General features: G+C 70.2%; 12 protein-coding genes. 4 read left to right on the top strand and 8 right to left on the bottom strand.

The window, feature by feature from the left end; genetic code table 11:
* Positions 1–84: 84 nt before the first annotated feature.
* Together ABS361_03485 and ABS361_03480 are read right to left on the bottom strand one after the other, a co-directional pair.
* The gene (locus ABS361_03485) at positions 85–432 is read right to left on the bottom strand and encodes an Hpt domain-containing protein (GenBank protein ID XBY45359.1); all 348 of its coding nucleotides are present in this window, start codon (positions 430–432) and stop codon (positions 85–87) included.
* Between the two features lie 259 nt (positions 433–691).
* Positions 692–1,165 carry a hypothetical protein gene (locus ABS361_03480; protein XBY45358.1) on the bottom strand — a complete coding sequence of 158 codons (474 nt, stop codon included), beginning with the start codon at positions 1,163–1,165 and terminating at the stop codon, positions 692–694.
* 277 nt (positions 1,166–1,442) lie between these two features.
* Here ABS361_03480 and ABS361_03475 point away from each other — a divergent pair, with 277 nt between their 5' ends.
* Both ABS361_03475 and ABS361_03470 read left to right on the top strand, forming a co-directional pair.
* A complete protein-coding gene (locus ABS361_03475) occupies positions 1,443–7,493 on the top strand; it encodes a hypothetical protein (GenBank protein XBY45357.1) in 6,051 nt (2,016 codons plus the stop codon).
* Between the two features lie 212 nt (positions 7,494–7,705).
* Complete coding sequence (locus ABS361_03470; GenBank protein XBY45356.1) at positions 7,706–8,050, top strand: hypothetical protein; 345 nt, start codon at positions 7,706–7,708, stop codon at positions 8,048–8,050.
* Positions 8,051–8,187: 137 nt separating this feature from the next.
* On the opposite strand, the gene ABS361_03465 is transcribed toward ABS361_03470, so the two are convergent.
* From ABS361_03465 to ABS361_03445, 5 genes are all read right to left on the bottom strand, one after another.
* Complete coding sequence (locus ABS361_03465; GenBank protein XBY45355.1) at positions 8,188–8,769, bottom strand: ABC-type transport auxiliary lipoprotein family protein; 582 nt, start codon at positions 8,767–8,769, stop codon at positions 8,188–8,190.
* A 125-nt stretch (positions 8,770–8,894) separates the two neighbouring features.
* Positions 8,895–9,122 (bottom strand): hypothetical protein, encoded by a 228-nt coding sequence (locus tag ABS361_03460; GenBank protein XBY45354.1) that lies wholly within the window; start codon positions 9,120–9,122, stop codon positions 8,895–8,897.
* A gap of 126 nt (positions 9,123–9,248) precedes the next feature.
* A complete protein-coding gene (locus tag ABS361_03455) occupies positions 9,249–10,322 on the bottom strand; it encodes an MlaD family protein (protein ID XBY45353.1) in 1,074 nt (357 codons plus the stop codon).
* Positions 10,323–10,427: 105 nt separating this feature from the next.
* Entirely contained in the window at positions 10,428–11,234 is an 807-nt protein-coding gene (locus ABS361_03450; protein XBY45352.1) for an ABC transporter ATP-binding protein, read from the bottom strand.
* Between the two features lie 3 nt (positions 11,235–11,237).
* A complete protein-coding gene (locus tag ABS361_03445; GenBank protein XBY45351.1) occupies positions 11,238–12,398 on the bottom strand; it encodes an ABC transporter permease in 1,161 nt (386 codons plus the stop codon).
* A 209-nt stretch (positions 12,399–12,607) separates the two neighbouring features.
* Here ABS361_03445 and dgcN point away from each other — a divergent pair, with 209 nt between their 5' ends.
* A complete protein-coding gene (gene dgcN, locus ABS361_03440) occupies positions 12,608–13,633 on the top strand; it encodes an N-acetyltransferase DgcN (GenBank protein XBY45350.1) in 1,026 nt (341 codons plus the stop codon).
* Positions 13,630–14,625, top strand: coding sequence for an N-acetyl-D-Glu racemase DgcA (gene dgcA, locus ABS361_03435; protein ID XBY45349.1), 996 nt, complete (start codon positions 13,630–13,632; stop codon positions 14,623–14,625). The genes dgcN and dgcA overlap by 4 nt, the downstream gene beginning before the upstream one ends.
* Here the strand turns inward: dgcA and ABS361_03430 are convergent.
* Positions 14,577–15,791 carry an MFS transporter gene (locus tag ABS361_03430; protein ID XBY45348.1) on the bottom strand — a complete coding sequence of 405 codons (1,215 nt, stop codon included), beginning with the start codon at positions 15,789–15,791 and terminating at the stop codon, positions 14,577–14,579. The two genes, dgcA and ABS361_03430, sit on opposite strands and share 49 nt — an antisense overlap.
* Positions 15,792–15,810: the final 19 nt, after the last annotated feature.

Here is a 15,810-nt window from a genome sequence, read left to right as displayed (position 1 = left end):
AAAATAGCCGCCAGAACCCACCACCAGACCCCACCAAGGGAAGAGCAAGGGCGACACGGTGGTCGCGATGCCGGAAGATCGGCCTCAGCGAGCCTGGTCGAGGCGGGCATGGATGAAAGCCTGCGCCTCGGCGACTGCTTCGGCGAGGCGGCAGAGCGCACCGGGGTCGCCGCCGGCCTCGACCCGGTCGGCGGCCTCGGCGACGGCGCGCGCGCCGATGCCCGCCGCCGCGCCCTTCAGCCGGTGCGCCAGCTCGGAGCGACCCTGCCCGTCCGGCACGCCCGCGATCCGGCCGATCAGTTCGGCCGACTGCGACAAAAACAGCACCAGCACCTCGCGTTCGAGCGCGACGTCGCCGAAGGTCGCCGCAGCCAGATGGGCGAGATCGACCGGCGCCACCGCCTCGACCGCGGTCGACGCGAGCGTGCCCACCCTCGCCTCTGCCCTTGCCTGCACCATCGTCCTCATGCCCTGAGCGCCCTCGAGCCGCCTTGCCCTGGGCCGTCTGCCCTGTGCGGGACCGCCCGACCCCGGCCGCGAGATATTCCCGATGCGAGAAGCCTAGCCGGATCTGGTCGACGCGGAGGTAAAATGCAGGCCCCCGAGCGCCGTCGCACACGCCTCGCTGTCGGCACAGTCAATGAAGCGTCACCGAAATCGCTCGCATCCTTCCGGCCGCGGCAAACCGCGCTCAACCCTTCGCGGGCGACGAACCCGTCTCGGGCGGCTCGTGGCCGAGTGCGCGATAGCCGGCGGGCGTCAGACGGGCGACGATCCAGTTGCGCTTGGTCGGATTGTCGAACCAGCGCTCCGCCCAGCCGTGCGTGATGCAGGACTCCACCGTCTGCACCGGCACCTCCTGGCCGTCCTCGTCGAAAAGTGACAGTTTTCCGCCGGGTTGACCCAATCCCCTGACCAGATACCGGCGTTGGGCCGGCGACGGAGCCGCCGCCGCGCCGGTCTTGCGCCGGGGCGAAATGGTTAACGCCGCCGCCCCCTCCGACGCGATGCCGGCAAACCCCTTACCCGGCTCCGAGACGGCCTCCTCCGCCCGCTTCCGCGTCGTCGGTTTCTTCCGCTGCGACAGGAGCTTGTCGCCGTCTCTTCGCGTTGATCCGGCCATGGCGCGCCCGTTAACGATGATGAGGAAAAAGCCGTCCGGCATGTTTTATCTTCGTTAATGTGCCATTACCATTGGAGTGCGGCAACAGACGGGATGGCCGGAAAGGCCGGGATTTCGGTCCTGACCCTTCAAGGGCCCGTGGTCGATGGACGGCAGAACCGGGGCGCGGGACCAGTTGCGGGGTCCGGCGCGCGGGTGGCCGGCAAACGGGCGCTTTACGAACTTGTGGCATGGCAGGCCGCAGGTTCGGCGAGCGATCGATCGGACCGGTATGCGGCGACCGGTGTGTACGGTGTACGGACGCGAGGCTTGGAACACGATGGCGACCAATCCCACCAAGGCGAAGGACCCGGCCGAAGCGGCACTGTCCGCGGTCGAGGAAGCCCTGAAGCTCGACTTCGGCGGTCCTGAGGAAACGGTTCCGGCGGTGAAGCCGGAAACGAAGACGCCCTCGACCGCCGACATCCTCGCCGAGTCCATCGAGGCCGCGGTCTCCGTGCCGCCGGTGGCGCCCGTTGCGCCGCCCGCGTCGTCGGCCACGGCCCCCGCCCCGAGCGTCGCCACCCCCGAGGTGCGCGAGCGCCGCGCCTTCATCGCCCGGCCGCAGCGCGGCGAGGGCGAGACCCGCGCCTCGATCGAGACCGTGACCGAGCGCGACCTCGCGCCGTCGCAGCCCGCCAATGACGCCGCGCCGGGCCGTTCGCCACGCCCGGCCAACGACGATCGCGCCTCGATCGCAGGCCTCGTCTATGCGCTGAACCGCCGTCCGTCGTCCTCGCCCTACTGGATCGCGTTCTTCGCCTCGGTCGCCTGGGCGGCCGGCGCCGGCTATCTGGCCTGGAACACGCTGCATCCCGATCCGGCCGTGACCGTGCCGCTCGCCGAGCTCGCCCGCCAGCCGCAGGCGCTGTGGCTCGCGGCGGCGGTCGTGCTGCCGATCCTGTTCTTCTTCACGCTCGCGATGATGGTCTGGCGCGCCGCCGAGCTGCGCCTCGCCTCGCGTTCGATGACCGAGGTGGCGCTGCGCCTCGCCGAGCCGGAGGCCAACGCCACCGACGCGGTCGTGTCGGTCGGCCAGGCGATCCGCCGCGAGATGGCCGCCGTCGGCGACGGCCTCGAGCGCGCCGTCGCCCGCGCCAGCGAACTCGAGATCATGGTGCACAACGAGGTCGCCTCGCTGGAACGCGCCTATAACGAGAACGAGCTGCGCATCCGTTCGTTGGTCGAGGAGCTGGTCAACCAGCGCGAGGCGATCGTGAACAACGGCGAGCGCGTCCGCGCCGCCATTTCCGGCGCCCATGACACGTTCTCCGTCGAGCTGAAGTCGACCCGCGACCGGATCTCGGAAGCGGCCGAGGAGGCCTCCAACCGGCTCGTCTCCAATCTCGCCACCAAGGGCGCCGAGATCACCGACCAGATCGGCCGCACCGCCGAGACCCTGGTCACGACGCTGGCGATCGAGAGCCAGGGCATGGTCGCCGCGATCGGCGCCCAGTCCGAAGGCTTGGTCTCGGCCGTGCGCAGCCACTCCGATCAGGTGATCGAGAAGCTGAGCACCACCGGCCGCGAAGTCACCGACGGCTTCTCGGCCGTCGGTGCCGACGTCGCCGACCGCGTCGCCTCGGCCGGCCAGATCGTGGCCGAGACCCTGTCGATGAAGGGCTTCGAGGTCACCGACAACCTGACCCGCACCGGCAACACGCTGGTCGAGACGCTGACCTCGCGCACCGAGACGCTGACCGGCTCGGTCAAGACCATCGGCGACTCCTTCATCGACACGATGACGATCCGCGCCGCCGAGCTGACCGATGCCATCCGCATCTCCGGCGACGGTCTGGTCAACACCATCACCGACCGCACCGGCCAGCTGTCGACCACCATCGCCAGCCGCACCGACGAGCTGACGACGGCGATCGCGACCCGCACGGACGAGCTGACCTCGGCGATCACCACCCGCACCGAGACGCTGTCGACCACGCTGTCGCGCACGACGACCACGCTCGTCGATACGCTGAACGACCGCTCGACCTTCGTGACCGAGGCGTTCACGCTGACCGGCCAGACGCTGATCGACACGCTGACCGAGCGCACGATGAGCGTGTCCGACACGCTGGAGCGCACCGGTGCGACGCTGATCGACACCCTCACCACCCGGTCCGACAGCGTGACCCAGGCCCTGTCGCTGACCGGCGCGAGCCTGATCGACACGCTGACCGAGAAGAGTGCGACCGTCACCGAGACGCTCGCCCACACCGGCACCACCGTGATCGAGACGCTGGTCGAGCGCTCCGACGCGGTCGCCGCGACCCTGACCTCGACCGGCAACACGCTGATCACGTCGCTGACCGAGCGCGCCACGACGCTGAACGAGACCTTCGCCGGCACCGGCCAGCGCCTGATCGACACGCTGTCCGAGCGGTCGACCACGCTCAACGACAACCTCGCCCGCACCGGCGACACGCTGCTGTCGACGCTGACCTCGACCGGAACCTCGCTGACCGAGTCCCTGTCCTCGACCGGCAAGATGGTCGCCGACACGATCCAGTCGCGCGGCCAGGAGGTGCACGAGAGCCTGATCGCCCACTCGCAGAACATCGACCAGACCCTGTCGCGCACCGGCAAGGAGATCGCCGAGACGATCTCGAGCCGCGGCTCGGAGGTCACCTCGTCGCTGTCGCGCGCCGGCCAGGAGATCAACGATCTCTTCGTCAACCGCAGCCACGAGGTCACGCAGACCATCACCATCACCGGCACGCAGGTCGTCGAGGCGATCAGCAGCCGCGCCAGCGAGGTCAACGAGGCGCTGAAGGGCACCGGCCAGTCGCTGATCGTCGACCTGAGCCTGCGCGGTTCGGAGATCACCGAGCGCCTGGACGAGACCGGCAGCCGCATCGCCGAGACCATCTCCAAGCGCGGTGGCGAACTCGCCGACCGCCTGTCGTCGACCGGCGAGCAGATCTACGAGTCGATCGTCGTGCACGGCGCCAAGCTCGAGAGCGGCCTCGGCGAGACCGGCCGCGAGCTCGGCAGCCTGCTCGAGGCCCGCTCGATCGAGTTCCGCGAGAACCTCGACCGCTCGATGTCGACCGTCGGCGACGAGCTCTTGCGCCGCACCACCGACCTCGCCGAGCGGCTCGGCCGCGCCGGCGCCGAGGTCGCGCGCCTCGTCTCGTCGCAGGGCGAGACCGTCGCCGACCAGATCTCCGACGTCGGCGGCCGCGTCGCCGAGGCCCTGTCCGCCCGCGGCCAGGAGATCTCGACCGCGCTCGCCGACCGGCTCGACACGCTCGACCACGTCGTCAACCACCGCGCCGCCGGCCTCGTCGACGCCTTCGGCGCCCGCGCCGATGCCGTCCGCGACCTGCTCGAGAACCGCCTCGTCGCGGTCAACACCACGCTCGTCGAGCAGACGACCGCGCTCGCCGACACGCTGCAGGCGCGCACCGACACGCTCGGCCGCACGATCGAGGAGCGCACCCTCGCGCTCTCGAACGCGCTCGACAACAAGCTGTTCGACTTCGGCTCGTCGCTCGAGAACCGCACCGAGGAGGTCGGCCGCGTGCTCGACCGCCGCGCCGCGATGTTCGCCGAGACGATTGGCGCCCGCGTCGACCAGATCGCCGCGAACTTCTCCGAGCGCACCGATGCCTTCAGCCGCACGATCGACGATCGCGCGATCCGGATCGATCAGGCGCTCGACCTGCGCGCCCGCCAGATCTCGGAAGGCCTGCTGGAGCGCACCCGCGAGATTGCCCGCACCTTCTCGGAAGGCCAGGCGGCCGTCACCGCGGCGTTCGATACCCGCATGACCGAGGTCGGCACCGTGCTGGCCCGCAAGACCCAGGAAGTGACCGGCGAGCTCGCCGGCCGCGTCGCCGAGATGAACGAGACGCTCGGCCAGCGCATGCTCGAGGTCGCCAACACGCTCGACGAGCGCGCCGGCAACCTCGACCGGATCGTCAAGGAGCGTCTGGCCGCGATCGGCCGCACGCTCGGCGAGGAAACGGAGCGTTCGCGCCGCGAGCTCATGACCTCGCTCGGCGAAGCCAGCCGCGAGATCACCGTCCGCAGCGAGGAGGCGCGCACCGCCCTCGTCGGCACCACCGTCGAGGTGGCCGAACGCCTCACCGCCGAGAGCCGCACCGCCGCGGAAGCGATCCGGGCGACGCTCGAGGACGCGACCGGCCGCGTCACCGACGCCGGCTCGGAGCTCGGCCGCAATCTCGCGAACCGCACCTCCGAGCTCACCCGCCTCATCGAAGGCCCGGGTGCGCAGCTCGCCACCACGCTCGGCGAACGCGCCGACGAACTGGCCCGCCGCGCCGCCGAAGCCCGCAACGACCTCGTCTCCGTGCTCGAGGTGCATGCCAACGGCATCTCCGGCGAGATCGCCCGCGCCACCGAGGAACTGGCCTCGACGCTCGATGTCCGCGCCGGCGACGCCGCCGCCCGGATCGGCAGCGTCGCGGACGGCCTCGCCGGCCGGATCGGCACCGTGGCCGATGCCGTCGTCGAGCGCGTCGGCACCGTCGCCGACGGGCTCGCCGGCCGCGTCGACGCCTCGGCCGAGGCCCTGGTCGAGCGGATCGCCGCCACCCAGCAGTCGCTGGTCGGCGCCATCGACGGCCGCGGCGGCGAGATCGCCACGCGTGTCGCCCAGGCCCGCGACATTCTGGTCGAGGCGCTGGACCGCAAGGGCCGCGACCTCACCGAGGCGGTCGCGCGCCAGGGTCTCGATGCAACCCGCACCGTCACCGAGGCGCGCGAGCGTCTGGTGGCCGCGATCGACGAGAAGACCCGCGATACGGTCGGCGCCGTGGGTGCGGCGGGCGAACGCCTGCGCACCGACATGTCCGACCTGCTGGAGCGCCTGACCCAGGCCAACCTCGTGCTGCAGTCGGTGCTGAACCGCGCCAGCGAGAGCCTGGAGCAGATCGAAGGCGGTCTCGGCAAGCAGACGACCGACATGCGCGAGTTCATCGAGCGGGCGGTCGTCGAGACCCGCACCGCGACCGAGGAGATCGCCCGAGAGGTCGTGTCGCTCAAGGACGTGTCCGGCACCGTGCTGCGCGACGTCGCCGGCCTCACCGGCCGCTTCGACGACCAGGCTCGCTCGATCAAGGACTCGGCCCGCGCCATCACCGACGCGAACCGCCTGCTCGAGACCACGGTCGAGGAGCGTCGCCGCTCGCTCGAGGAACTGGCCAACGGCCTCGTCGAACGGACAGAGACGGTCGACAGCCTGATGCGCTCGTTCGCGAGCCTGATCGGCGACACGCTGACCACGGCCGAGACCCGTGCCCGCGAGGTCGGCTCGACCCTCACGGTCAGCGCCGAAGCCGCGGTCCGCACCGTGCTGTCGCAGCTCGACGGCCTGCGCTCGACCGCCGGTCAGGAAGGCCAGCGCGCCAGCGAGACCCTGCGCCAGGCGCAGGACGGCATGATCGCGGAGATGAGCCGCGCCGTGTCCGAGACCACGGTCCGCTTTGCCGAGGCGACCGAGAAGATGCGCGAAGCCGCGCGGATGATGCAGAGCGAACTGGAAGCGACCCGCGCGGAACTGCGCCGCGGCGTCCTCGAGCTCCCGAAGGAGACCGAGGAATCGACCGCTGCGCTGCGCCGCGTCGTGACCGACCAGCTGAAGGCGCTGAACGAGATCACCAGCCTCGTCGGCCGCCAGAACGCCTCGCTCGACGTCTCCCGTCCGGTCGGCGCCCGCGTCAACGAGAGCCGCGCCAACGAGAGCCGCGGCTCGTCCGCCGCAGCGATGATGGACCGCGCCGCCCCGGCCCGTTCGGCCCCGGTCGCCCAGGCCCCCATCGCCCAGGCCCCCATCGCTCCGGCACCTGCCCCGGCGCCGGTGCGCGAGTTCCGTGCGCCGGAGCCCCAGCGCGAGGCCCCGCGCGCCCGTGAGGGCGGCGACGCTGGTCGCGGCGGCTGGGTGTCCGACCTCCTGCGCAATGCGTCGCGGGACGAGGAGCCCTCCCCTGCCCCGGCGCCGCGCGTCGAGCCCCGGGCGCCGCACCACATCGTCGAGAGCCTGAACTCGCTCTCGGTCGATATCGCCCGCGCCATCGACGACGTCGCCTTCGTCGATCTGTGGGACCGCTACAAGCGCGGCGAGCGCAACGTGTTCACGCGGCGCCTCTACACGCTCCAGGGCCAGCAGACCTTCGAGGATATCCGTCGCAAGTACCAGCGCGACGGCGAGTTCCGCGGCGCGGTCGACCGCTACATCGCGGACTTCGAGCAGTTGCTCGCCGATGTCGCCCGGACCGATCGGGACAACATCATGAGCCAGTCGTACCTGACCTCCGACACCGGCAAGGTCTACACGATGCTCGCCCACGCCGCCGGCCGGTTCGAATGAACCGGCGCCCGCGGGCGCACGACGGACGAGATGACGAACGGGCGGGGATTTCCCCGCCCGTTTTCATTTCGCCCGACCGTCGGCGGAGCAGTGATCGCGACGCGCGGGCCGCGATTTCGATGGGATCGGTAAAATCGGACCCATCCGCTTCAATCTCTCGCAATCGCTCTGCCGCATGGTCGAAAACGCCATCTACCGTAGAGGAATGCCCGATGCCGCAGACCGGAACCGCCACGATCGACGTGCTCGACGCCATCCTCACCGCGCTCGATGCCGGCGGCACCGTCGTGCACGAGGACAACCGCACCGAGACCCGCGAACGGCAGCTCCGCGCGGCGACGGCGATCTGGCCGAACCCGACCGGCGGTACGACCCATATCGGCGCGATCGTCCGCAACGTGTCCCAACACGGCCTCGGGCTCCTGCTCGTCGACGCGGTCGAGATGCCGGAGACCTTCGACGTCCTTTTTGAGGACACCGGCGAACGCCTGCCCTGCGAGCGCCGCTGGCAGCGCGGCAAGCAGGTCGGCGCCAGCGCAAGGCAGCTCGCCGGCTGAGACGGGGGCGTTCCCCGCGCGGGGGCGCTCGCCGGAGGCGCCCGCGACCGCGAACCCGAAATCGACGCGCCAACGAAAAGGGCTCCGCGAGGAGCCCTTGATTGTTTCGTCCGCCCGCGATCGCGAAGGTCGCCGCCTCACCGCCCCGCGTTGGTCGCGGTCCAGCCGACGACCTGGCGCAGCACGTCGGCGAGGGCCGCGTCGAAGCCGGCGACCGCCGTGCGGGCGCTGTCGCCGGCGACCGGCGTCTCGGCCTTGAACACCGAGGTCGCCACCACGCGGCCGGTCTTGTCGTTCATCAGCTTCACCGAGAACTCGACCCGCGCGACCTTGGCCGCCGCGTCGTACTCGAAGGCGCGGATCTCGCCGACGACCTGATAGTCGATCAGCAGTCCTTGCCCCGGCCGGCCGGCGGCGCGGAAGCGCTTGGAGTTTTCGAACGCCTCGATCAGCCGCGACTGCACCAGCCGCGGCAGACGGTCCGACCACTGCGCGCCGGCGAAATAATTGATCTCGGTCGCACTCGGCCGCACCACGATGCGGTCGGTATCGACGGCCCGATCGGTCGCCGGCTCCGGGACCAGGATCTGCAGCGCCGAGCCGCGTGGCGCCGCGACCTCGCGCGGCGCGGTCAGGTCGAACGTATCGGTCGGCGTCGAGCCGCCGCCGAGCACCGAACAGCCTCCGACCAGCAGCGTCGCGCCGAGCGCGATGCCCAAGGCGAGCCGCCGGGCCAAAGTGCCTGCGCCCGATCCACGCTCCGCCGCTCCCGACATCGTCCCGGCGCCCGCTCGAAGGACCGCGTTGTCCAGCACCATCGCCTCTCTTTCAGCCCGACCGACGCTCATCGACGCGACCCCGCATACTCGGGAACATTGCCCTGCTTGCCGCCGAACAGGAAGCGCTGCGGATTGCGGCCGATCTCGTCGATCGTGCGATCGAGCGAGTTGAGCGTCCGCCGGCCCTCGGCGACGAAGCCGCGGACCTCGCGCAGGCCGGTGCCGGCGAAGTTGTTGATGCCGCCGGCGATCTGGTCGGCGCGTTCCTTGAACGTGTCGGCCATCTCGCGCACGCTGGTCGCGGCCGCCTTGGCCTCGACCAGGAAATCGGAGCCCTTGGCGAACAGGCCCTTGCCCTCGTCGGAGCCGACCAGCCCGTCAACCTTGGCCAGAATGCCGTCGACCCGTCGCGAGGCGACCTAGAGCCGCTCGGCGATCTTGCCGGCGTCGTCGATGATCTTCGTCACAGTCTCCGACTTGGCCGAGACGTCCTTGGAGAACTTGTCCAGGTTCTCCGAGATCGTCTTGGCCCGGCCGACGATCTCGTCGATGTTACCGCCCTGCGCCGAGAGCCGATGCGAGAAGTCGCCGACGTCGTTGACGATGCCGCGCACCTTGTCGGGATCGACCGCCGTCACGAGCTTGCGCACGTCGCCGAGCGCATTGTTGAGGTCGTCCGAGAACGTCTTCAGCCGGCCGGCCGCGGCGCGGGCGTCCTTCATCACGCCGTCGATCTCGCTGGAAGCCTTGGCGACGTCGCCGGAGACCTTGTTGACGTTCTCGACGATCGCCGACACCTGCTTCGGGTCGATCGACTTGACGACGGTGTCGAGGTCCTCCACCAGCGTCTCGATCTTGCCCGAGGTCTTCGACAGCACGTCCGCCGCCTTGCCGACGTCGGCCATGAACCGCTCGACGTTGCCGGAGTTCTTGGCGAGCGCGTCGGAGAAGGTCTCGGCGTTCTTCAGCGTGCGGTTGATCGGCTCGGCATTGTCCTGCACGACCTTGTCGATGGTGCTGACGGCATTGTCGACCTTGCCGAGCACGCGCTGGGCGCCCTCGATGATGTCCTGCACGGAACTGCGCTCGGCATAGAGCGTGTTCTTGCCCGGCTCGATCGGGATCATCGGCGGGCTGTCGGCCGAGCCGCCCCAGATCTGCACGGTCGCGACGCCGGTCAGGCCCTGATAGCCGAGCGAGGCGCGCGAGTCGCGCTTGACCGGGGTCGTGGCATCGATCGTCACCGCCGCGATCACCCGCGTCGGATCGTCGGGCGCGAAGGAGAGCCGCGTCACCTGGCCGACCTTGATGCCGTTGAACGACACGGCGGCGCCGTTGACGAGCCCGCTGACCGAGCCCGGGAACACGATGATCAGCTCCGCGCGCGGCCCGCTGTCGGAGCCGCGCAGCAGCCAGTAGACCGAGACGAACCCGGCGGCGATCACCGCGAGCACGAACAGGCCGACCGTCACGAGATTGGCGCGGGTTTCCATCGGTTCCTCATTCCGGCCGTTGCGGGGTCGCCCCGCCCGGCCTGCCCTCGTTGGCTCCGGCGCCGCCGCGCCGTCTTGCTCGCATGCACTGCCGTCGCCCGCCGGTCATGCCCCGATCCCCCTGGCGCGCGCGCCGCGGAAATAGGACTTCACCCACGGGTGGTCGAAATGAAGCATCGTGTCCATCGTGCCCTCGACCAGAACGCGCCGATCGCCGAGGACGGCGATACGGTCGCAGACGGTCGCCAGACTGTCGAGGTCGTGCGTCACCATGAACACGGTGAGCCCGAGCGTGTCGCGCAAGGTCGCGATCAGCTCGTCGAACTCCGCCGCGCCGATCGGGTCGAGCCCCGAGGTCGGCTCGTCGAGGAACACGATCGCCGGGTCGAGCGCCAGCGCGCGGGCGAGGCTCGCGCGCTTGATCATGCCGCCGGAGAGCTCGGACGGGAACTTGTCGATCGCATCCGGCGCGAGACCGACGAGCTCGACCTTGAGCCGGGCGAGATCGTCCATCAGCCGCTCGGAGAGCTTCAGGTGCTCGCGCATCGGCACCTGGATGTTCTGCCGGACCGTCAGCGACGAGAACAGCGCGCCGTGCTGGAACAGGACGCCCCAGGAGCGTTCGATCGCCAGCCGGGTCTCGCGATCGGCGCCGTCGAGATCCTGCCCGAACACTTCCACCCGGCCGGCCCGACGCTGGTTGAGCCCGAGCACCGTGCGCATGAGCACCGACTTGCCGGTGCCGGACGCCCCGACGAAGCCGAGAATCTCGCCGCGGTAGACGTCGAGATCGAGGTTTTCCAGCACGAGCTTGTCGCCGAAGCCGACCGTGACGCCCTCGACGCGCAGGATCACGTCACGGGTCTCCGGCCGGGCATCGGGGGTCTGGCGCAAGGGTTCGATCGCCGCCATGGCTCAGACCCCGATCGCGGCGTAGAACATGGCGAAGATGCCGTCGACGACGATCACCATGAAGATCGCCTTCACCACCGACTGCGTGGTCTGGGTGCCGAGCGACTCGGCGCTGCCCTTGACCTGCAGGCCCTCGACGCAGGCGACGAGGCCGATGATCAGCGCCATGAACGGCGCCTTCCACATGCCGACCATGAAGGTCTTGAACTGCACCGCCTCGCCGAGCCGCTGCATGAAGATGTCGAACGGGATGCCCGCGTAGAGCACGCAGACCAGCGCCGCGCCGAGAATCGAGGCGATGTTGGAGATGAAGGTCAGGATCGGCAGCGCCACCATCAGCGCGACGACCCGCGGCACCACCAAGACCTCGATCGGATCGAGCCCGATCACGCGCAGCGCGTCGACCTCCTCGCGCATCTTCATCGAGCCGAGCTCGGCCGTGAACGAGCTGCCCGAGCGGCCCGCGACCATGATCGCGGTGAGCAGCACGCCGATCTCGCGCAGCACCAGGACGCCGACCATGTCGACGACATAGAGATCCGCGCCGAAGCGGCGGAAGTAGAACGCGCCCTGCTGCGCGATGATGCCGCCGATCAGGAAACTCATCAGCGCGATGATCGGCGTCGCATTGAGCGCCGTGCGCTCGAGCTGGTGCACGAACGGGATGAAGCGGATCTTGCGCGGATTGATCAGCGACAGCGCGAAGGCGGTGGTCGCGCCGCCGAGCACGCCGAGCACGGCGATGATCTCGCCATAGGTGCGGACGCCGCGCTCGCCGAGCCGGGTCAGGAGCTTGCGCCACAGCGGCAAGGCCGGCGCCGGCGGCAGTTCGGGATGCGCCTTGTCGCGCACCGCCTCGATCAGTACGCGATGCGGCTGGCTGACATTGACGACGCGAACCCGACGCCCGGCCTCGGCATGGGCCGAGATCAGCCGGTTCAGCACCAGCGCGCCGGCGGTATCGAGCCGGCCGATGCCGCCGAGATCGAGCACGAGATCGCCCGCCGCCTGCCCTGCCGGGCCGGCGACCACCGTCTCCGCGAGGCGCGCGGTCTGGATCACCCAGTCGCCCTGCGGCGCGACGGCCGACGCGCCGTCGACCGAAACGGGCGACAGCGACGGGTCCGCGAAGGACCGGCGGGCGATGGCGACCCCGGTGGTCATTCCGATCTGATCCGATGGGCGGCCGTTCCAAGCGAAGGGACCGGCGCGCATGGCTGGAAAGATGCGTATCGACTGCGACTTGCCGGACCGTGGCGACGACCCGTATGAATCATGGTGCCAATGTGCAGGGCGGGCCGCCCCCTCACAAGGGACGGCTCTCGATTGGCCGGACTCTGTGGCCGGCGGATGACAGTTTCGGGTAGCGCACCATGGAAATCCGGCATCCCTATCTCCTGTTCCTCGGCGACGTCGCCGACGCACTCGCCGCCAAGACCGCGCTCGGCATCGTCGACTGGCGACCCGAGTGGTGCCTCGGCCAGTTCCGGCTGCCGGGCTGCGCCGCGGACGCGAAGATCCCCGACATGACGGTCGAGGAAGCCGCGCGCGCCGGCGTCAAGACCATGGTCGTCGGAGCTGTCAACGCAGGCGGCGTGCTGCCGGATCACTGGGTCGCGAGCATCGTCGCCGCGATTGAGGCCGGCCTCGACGTCGCGACCGGCCTGCACGTCAAGCTCTCGGACGTTCCCGCCATCAAGGCGGCGGCCGAGAAGCACGGCACGAAGCTGTTCGACGTGCGCCATACGACCGAGCGTTTTGCGACCGGCAAGGGCACCAAGCGCCCGGGCAAGCGGCTGCTGACCGTCGGCACCGACTGCTCTGTCGGCAAGAAGTACACGGCGCTGGCGCTGGAAAAGGCCATGCGCGCCGCCGGCTTCGATGCCGACTTCCGCGCCACGGGCCAGACCGGCGTGTTCATCTCCGGCCGCGGCGTCGCCATCGATGCGGTCGTCGCCGACTTCATCTCCGGCGCGGTCGAATGGGTATCGCCGGCCGCCGCCGAGACCCATTGGGACGTGATCGAGGGCCAGGGCTCGCTGTTCCATCCTTCCTTCGCCGGCGTCACGCTCGGCCTCCTGCACGGCGCCCAGCCCGACGCCTTCGTGGTCTGCCACGAGACCACGCGCACCAAGATGCGCGGCGTCCAGCATCCGCTGCCGACGATTCGCGAGGTGATCGACCTCACGGTCACCTGCGGCCGGCTGACCAACCCGGCGATCCGCTGCGTCGGCATCGCGATCAACACCGAGCATCTGAGCGAGGCCGAGGCGCGCCGCGTCATCGACGAGGCGGCGGCATTCCACGACCTGCCCGCGACCGATCCGATCCGCTTCGGCATGGACGGCATCGTCGCGGAGATCGGCAAGCACTGGGGCGCCAAGGGAGCCGGGCAGTGAGCGGCGGCACGCGCCTGTCGCTCGGTGTCGCGGTCGAGCGTTTCCCGATCGCGGGCAGCTTCACCATCTCGCGCGGGTCGCGCACGGAGGCCGTGGTGGTCGTGGCGACGATCACCGACGGCACCCATGTCGGCCGCGGCGAATGCGTGCCCTATGCCCGATACGGCGAGACGATCGACGGCGTCGTCGAGCATGTCCGCCGCATCGGCGCCCATCTCGACGATCCCGGCTTCGACCGGGTCGCGCTCGCCGCCGCCCTGCCCCCCGGCGCGGCGCGCAATGCCGTCGACTGCGCGCTGTGGGATCTGGAGGCCAAGCGCAGCGGCATCCGCGCCCATGTCGCGGCCGGCGTTCCGACGCTCCGGTCCCTCGAGACCTGCTACACGCTGAGCCTCGGCACGCCCGAGAGCATGGAGGCCGCCGCCGCGGCCTCCTACCGGCCGCTCCTGAAGGTCAAGCTCGGCGGCGCCGGCGATGCGGAGCGCATCGCCGCGGTCCGCCGCGGCGCGCCCGACGCGCGGCTGGTCGTCGATGCCAACGAGGCGTGGACCGACGCCTTGCTCGAGGAGAACATCTCGGCCTGCGTCGCGGCCGGCGTGACGCTGATCGAACAGCCGCTGCCGGCTGGCCAGGACGCCGCGCTCGCGGCGATCGCCCGGCCGATCCCGATCTGCGCCGACGAGAGCCTGCATGTCGCCCGCGAGCTCGACGAGCTCGCCGGCCGCTACGACGCGGTCAACATCAAGCTCGACAAGGCCGGCGGCCTGACCGAAGCGCTGGCGATCCGCGATGCGGCGCGCGCGCTCGGCTTCAAGGTCATGGTCGGCTGCATGGTCGGCACCTCGCTCGCGATGGCACCGGCCGTGATCGTCGCGCAAGGGGCCGACGTGGTCGATCTGGACGGCCCGCTGCTGCTCGCCGCCGATCGCGAGCCCGGCATCGTCTACGAGGGCTCGACGTTGCTGCCGCCGCCGCCGAGCCTCTGGGGCTGAAGCGTCCGACCGCCGCGCACGGTCGGCTCCATCGCCGCCAGCACGACGCCGGTGCCGACCGCCGCGAGTACCGCCATGCCGAGAAAGCCGCCGCCGCCAAAGCGCTGGTAGAGCGGACCGGAGGCGAGCGTCGCGAGTGTCATGACCAGGCCGGAGATGGCCAGGTAGAGGCCCTGCGCGGTCGCCGCATGCCGCTCCGGCGCGGTCGTTGCGATGCCCTGCATGACGCCGAGGTGTGTCGCCGCGAAGCTGAACGCGTGCAGCAATTGCAGCCCCGACCAGAACGGCAGGCTTTCGGCGAGCGGCGAGGCGGACCAGCGGATCACCCCCGCGAGCCCGCCGAATACCAACAGCCCGCGCGCACCGAGCGGCCCGGTCAGCGGTCGCCCTAAGAAGAACAGCGTCACCTCGCCGGCGACGCCGAGCGCCCAGAGCAGGCCGACCGCATCGCCCGAATAGCCCTGCGCGCGCCAATGCAGGCTGGAAAAGCCGTAGAGCAGCGCATGCGCGCCCTGCATCATCGAGGCGCCGAGCAGCATGCCGACGAAGCGCCAGTCGCCGCCGAGCAGCTTCAGCCCGGCCGAGAACGGCTCGCGCGTGACCGGCGCGTCCGCCGCGGGCGGCAGATGCGGCGCCAGGAACGCGGCGGCGAACTGCAGGACGAAGCCGCCGAGCATCATCCAATAGACCGCCTCGGGCGAGGTGCGCGCCAGCACCGCGCCGCCGACGACATTGGCGACCACGAAGCTGATCGAGCCCCAGACGCGCATGCGGCCGTAGTCGCGCTTCTCGCGCCGGGCGATCACCGAGGCGATCGCGTCGTTGGTCGGATTGACCGCATTCCAGAACAGCGCCGTCGCGAGCATGGCGAGGAGCATCGCGAGCGGGCTGTTTGCGGGCCAGACCAGGAGGAAAGCGAGGAGCGCGATGCCGTTGTAGACGACCAGCACGCGCCGCCGGTCGGTCGAGCGGTCGACGATCGTGCCGAGGAACGACACCGTCGCGACCCTGAGCGCCATCGGTGCCGCCACGATCACAGCAATGGCGGTCGCGTCGAGACCGCGCCCGGCGAGAAACACCGGAAAGAACGGAATGTAGATCCCGAACGTCAGGAAGGTCGCGACATATATTGTTGCGATGCGGAACGGTGCTGAAAGCGACGGCATATCGATTGCTCGAACTTTC

Source organism: Ancalomicrobiaceae bacterium S20, assembly GCA_040269895.1.
Lineage (GTDB): Bacteria > Pseudomonadota > Alphaproteobacteria > Rhizobiales > Ancalomicrobiaceae > Methyloraptor > Methyloraptor flagellatus.
This window is presented reverse-complemented; position numbering and strand designations above follow the sequence as displayed.